The sequence below is a fragment of the Lacticaseibacillus manihotivorans DSM 13343 = JCM 12514 genome (assembly GCF_001435035.1).
Taxonomy (GTDB): domain Bacteria; phylum Bacillota; class Bacilli; order Lactobacillales; family Lactobacillaceae; genus Lacticaseibacillus; species Lacticaseibacillus manihotivorans.
The window spans coordinates 1-4,388 of record NZ_AZEU01000295.1; the positions used below are offsets into that span (position 1 = coordinate 1).

Sequence of the window (4,388 nt, forward strand, 5' to 3'; positions counted from 1 at the left end):
TTCTCGACAAACAACATTCTACGCTGTCTCCTAGTGGGTCAGTCTTTTTTCTTAGTATTCCACTTCAATTGTAAATTCAAGTGGGCAAAATGAGGTATAACAAAATGAGTAAAAGATTAAAGGAGTTGGGGATTATGATGATGAATTCGCGGGATGACCGCCATTTTGATGAAGCTCGTGGCCTGGATCGCGTCGCCGATGAGTATTGGACAAACGCCGGTGTTAAGCGAGATGGCAGCTTTATTGCGGTCGTTGTCATCGCCGTGATCGCATTATTAGCGATTTTTAAATGCTAAAATTTGACGAGGTGCAAAGAAGCGCCCATGATATGCCTAAAAGGAGGCGGTCATGGTGCGCTTTTCTGTTATTGTACCGATGTTTAACTTAGGGGAATATTTGCAACCGATGTTGGATACTTTGGCGAATCAAACGGAGAATTTTGAATTATGGCTGATTTCAGATGGCTCAACAGATAGTACTTTTGCTCGTGCTGAACAATTCGTTCGCGGGATCGCCAATTGGCATGCGTTGGACATTGCCCATGGTGGGATCTCAGTGGCTCGTAATGTTGGACTGAAGCATGCGACTGGGGAGATCATCGCATTTGTCGATGGTGATGATCGCTTAGCCCCAGATTTTGTCCAAACCTTGCAAACTGGATTTTCTCAGTCCGACATTGTGGCCACTGCCGTCGGGTATCGCTGGTGGGGTGTGAATCAGCATCACTTGCCAGGCTGGGTGTATTTTGATCAACAGCAGATGTTTGGCCAAGTGACGCAACATGGCAGTGCCATCGGCGGTTATGTGTGGAATAAAGCCTTCAGGCGTGAAGCCATTAGCAATTTACGCTTTGATGAAAGTTTGCATATTGCTGAAGATTATTGGTTCACCGCAAATTTCGTCGCCAATAATCCTGGACGCTATGCATTTGAGCCCAACGTGCGTTATGTCAAAGTCACACGCCCTAATAGTACGATTCATACTGCTGACCGCCGACAAGAAGCACAAGTTTTTGACCAGATCCACGCGTTAGCTAAACATTTGGATAACCGCGACGACCACGATCGGGACGACTAAAGCGGGCAATAAATTCAATGTCTTGATCGGCTTTAAGCCCAGAATGCTGATGCCAGAAGCTAAGATCAATACCCCGCCGACGATCGAAAGTTCTGTGATCATGGCACTAGAAATCGCGCCAGCTAACAACTTGGCGATCAGATAAATTGCCCCTTGCCAACAAAACAAGACGGGAGCGGCGATGATCATGCCAAACCCAAAGCTTGCCGCTAGAATTGTGGACGTCACCGCGTCGAGCATCCCGTTGGTCAACAACATGGTGATATCGCCTTTTAATGCAGCCGTGATCGGGCCGACAATTGAAAACGTCCCGATGCAATACAGCAAGATGCCAGTCGCTAAGCCTTGCGCGAGGCCTTGTTGTCCTTCATGTTTGGCCAGCATGCGGTTAAAGCGGCCATCCAGATCCAATTTGCTGCCGATCAAGGCCCCAATAGCGAGACTGGCGATAAATAAAACCGGATATTTGGAATCAGGCATGTGACTCAAGGTGGTATTCAAGCCAATGGCGATGACGCATATCCCCAAAGCTTCCATCAACATTTGGTGGGTGGCTTTTTTGATACCCCGCTTGCCTAATGCGCCAAGCGCTGAGCCTAACATGATCATTGCCGTATTAAAAAGTGTGCCTAACATAAATCCTCCAAAAAACTGTTTTATTTATCATAAACTCGTCACTTACTGGAGAGTCAACACTGGGATCTGAATTTGCGTACAGTAATCGGCAAGATCTTCTGACACATCTTGATCGATCAAGGTGCGCTCGATGGCGTCGCCTGTGATCTGCAAGTGATGGGCTTTGACAAACGCTAGTAATTGTTTGTAGGCTGGCGCTGCATGATCGTGATCGCCGTTGAAGTTAAGCGTCGCAAACGAACCACCAGGCAAGCTGTCAGCTACAGTTTCATCGGTTAACACAAAAATCGCAGAAATCGTTTCAAAGTCTTGGGCTACGATCGAAGCGAGGGATCGGATCACACCGACCCCACCCGAAAAAAGCGTGGCGTCCGCTAGTGCTTGTGGGTCAAATTGGCGCAAGGCGAGCTCTAAGTCTTGATTTGAGGTGATCGGTACGCTTAAACGCAGACACGCACGAGCGGGAATGGTTTCCAAATAAGGTCGATCAAATTCGGTGATGGTCGATAAGGCGTCGATGCGCTGTTGTAAGTGGTGTTGAACGCGTTGCAAGGCCGCAATTTGTTGGGTGATCGACGTTTGTTGCTGTTGCAGTTGTCCAATCAAGCTTTCTCGGTCAGGTGCGGCCAAATGGCTTTTGATTTCAGCAAGGGATAAGCCGAGCTTTTTCAAATAGAAGATCGAATTTAAGCGCTCGAATTGTGCAATGGTGTAATAACGATAGCCGGTGTGCGAATCGATGCGCGCTGGCGGTAGCAAGTCAGTGTCGGCATAATAGCGCAAGGTTTTGACGCTGGTGGCAAAAAGCTTGGCCATTTGCCCGATGGAAAATTCTGTCGCCATGGTGACAGAATTTTCTGAAAATGCTAGTATTGAAATGAGAATTCGGTTAAAATAAAACGGTGTGCTGACAAAGGAGGCCCTCATGCAAGCAAAAGTCGTCATTAGCCAAGATCTATCAGGGGTCGGTCAAGTGTCAATGGGGGTGGCCTTGCCTTTGATCGCAGCCCTTGGCCATGATCCACTGGCGTTACCCACGGCTTTATTATCCGCCCATACTGGCTTTGCCAACAATACTTATTTTGATTTATCCGCGCAAATGCCTGAAATTTTGGCGCATTGGCAAACCCTTGACCTCGACCCACAAGCCATTTTGCTCGGCTATTTAGGGCCCAAAGCGCTGAAGGTCTGGCAGACGTGGTTACCCAAGTTCAAAACAGTGCCGTTGGTGGTGATCGATCCGGTGATGGGGGATAACGGGCAGTTGTATCGCGGCTTTGATCAAAACTATGTCGACGCGATGCAAGCATTGATCACGCAGGCCAATGTGATCACGCCTAATCCCACTGAAGCGCAGTTATTATTAGGGGAATCGCCAAACGCTGACGCCTTAACGCCACAAGTTGCTAGCCAGTTAGCTGAGCGTTTGGCGCAACGGTTTGCGGTTCAGGTTGTGTTGACTGGGGTGAATTTGACCAATAATCGCGTTGGCGTGGTGGTGGTTGATGGTCAGCAAACCCATTTATGGCAAACGCAGCGTTTGTCAGGGCATTATTTTGGCACTGGGGATATTTTTTCAGCAGTGCTTTGTGGGACTTTACTACGTGGCTTAAGTTTGGTGCAAGCCAGTCAGTTAGCGATGCAATTTGAATCACGGGTGATCATTTCAACGCTGGCCACTAAGGCGGATCCAAAATTTGGCGTCACCTATACCACGGAATTGCCCTGGTTGTTACAAACATTATCAGAATTAATTTAGGGGGAAACTGTAGATGAAGCGTACCACTAATTTACGCAAATTGATTTTTACCGGATTATTTGCTGCCATTATTTATATCGGGATCTGGATGTTGCGGATTCCATTGCCTGCCATTGTGGGTCGGCCGTTTATTCATTTTGGGAATACCTTGATGGTGTTAGCCATTTTATTTTTAGGTGGGACATACGGTTTTGTCGCTTCGGCAATCGGACTAGGCGGCTTTGACGTGTTGAACGGGTATGCCGCCACCAGCTGGCTGACGGTTTTGGAATGTTTGGTGATGGCAATCGTCGTGTCGAGTTTGTTTAAAGCCTTCAAAGGCTCGACGCGCAAGCTCGATGCCAAAGCCTTGATCACCATCAGTGTGACGGCTGGGATCACCAAGATCATCACCAGTTATTTGGTGTCGATCGTTGAAGCGATGATGGTCGGGACCAGTTTCCATGTCGCCATTATCGCCAGCTTCATGAGCTTGACCTCAGCTGGCATCAATGCAGTATCCACTGCCATCGTGGTGCCAATTTTGTATCTCGCTTTGGCACCAGCGTTCAAACGCTTGAATCGTTAATTTACCAAATCAGTCGGACAACTTGTTCCGGCTGATTTTTTGCTGTTGCTAAACCACAGTTAATAATGAGTACAAGCATATCGCTGTCCGGCATCGTAAGCGTTTCTGCCCGCCATCAGGTGCCAGTGGTCTAACTCCGTTACAGTGATTTAAAATTGGGACTCCAGCGGGCCACCGGTACGTGGAGAGGGTCCTCGCCGGAGCTAGCCGAGATGTGTCGCTACGCTCCCCACTCGCCGGAGCTCCGACTGCGGAGTGCTGTAGGTGGTAAACCACCAACAGCACTCTCACTACGTACCGGTGACCAGCTTCCGTCCCAATTTCAAATCACTTCCACTACGTTAGACC

6 protein-coding genes are annotated in these 4,388 nt (G+C 48.4%); 4 read left to right on the top strand and 2 right to left on the bottom strand.

Features of this window, described 5'->3' with window-relative positions; all coding sequences use genetic code 11:
- Positions 1 to 104: 104 nt before the first annotated feature.
- A complete protein-coding gene (locus tag FD01_RS16215; RefSeq protein ID WP_152164687.1) occupies positions 105 to 296 on the top strand; it encodes a hypothetical protein in 192 nt (63 codons plus the stop codon).
- A gap of 52 nt (positions 297 to 348) precedes the next feature.
- A complete protein-coding gene (locus tag FD01_RS14260; RefSeq protein WP_054719584.1) occupies positions 349 to 1,077 on the top strand; it encodes a glycosyltransferase family 2 protein in 729 nt (242 codons plus the stop codon).
- Here the strand turns inward: FD01_RS14260 and FD01_RS14265 are convergent.
- Both FD01_RS14265 and FD01_RS14270 read right to left on the bottom strand, forming a co-directional pair.
- Complete coding sequence (locus FD01_RS14265) at positions 1,030 to 1,713, bottom strand: DUF554 domain-containing protein (protein ID WP_056964967.1); 684 nt, start codon at positions 1,711 to 1,713, stop codon at positions 1,030 to 1,032. The two genes, FD01_RS14260 and FD01_RS14265, sit on opposite strands and share 48 nt — an antisense overlap.
- A 42-nt stretch (positions 1,714 to 1,755) precedes the next feature.
- Positions 1,756 to 2,556: a MerR family transcriptional regulator gene (locus FD01_RS14270; protein WP_054719582.1), complete on the bottom strand. Its 801-nt coding sequence runs from the start codon at positions 2,554 to 2,556 to the stop codon at positions 1,756 to 1,758.
- 82 nt (positions 2,557 to 2,638) lie between these two features.
- On the opposite strand from FD01_RS14270, the gene FD01_RS14275 reads away from it, so the two are divergent.
- Positions 2,639 to 3,472 (top strand): pyridoxamine kinase, encoded by an 834-nt coding sequence (locus tag FD01_RS14275; RefSeq protein WP_056964968.1) that lies wholly within the window; start codon positions 2,639 to 2,641, stop codon positions 3,470 to 3,472.
- Between the two features lie 13 nt (positions 3,473 to 3,485).
- Positions 3,486 to 4,040, top strand: a complete 555-nt coding sequence (locus tag FD01_RS14280) for an ECF transporter S component (protein WP_054719581.1) — start codon at positions 3,486 to 3,488, stop codon at positions 4,038 to 4,040.
- Positions 4,041 to 4,388: the final 348 nt, after the last annotated feature.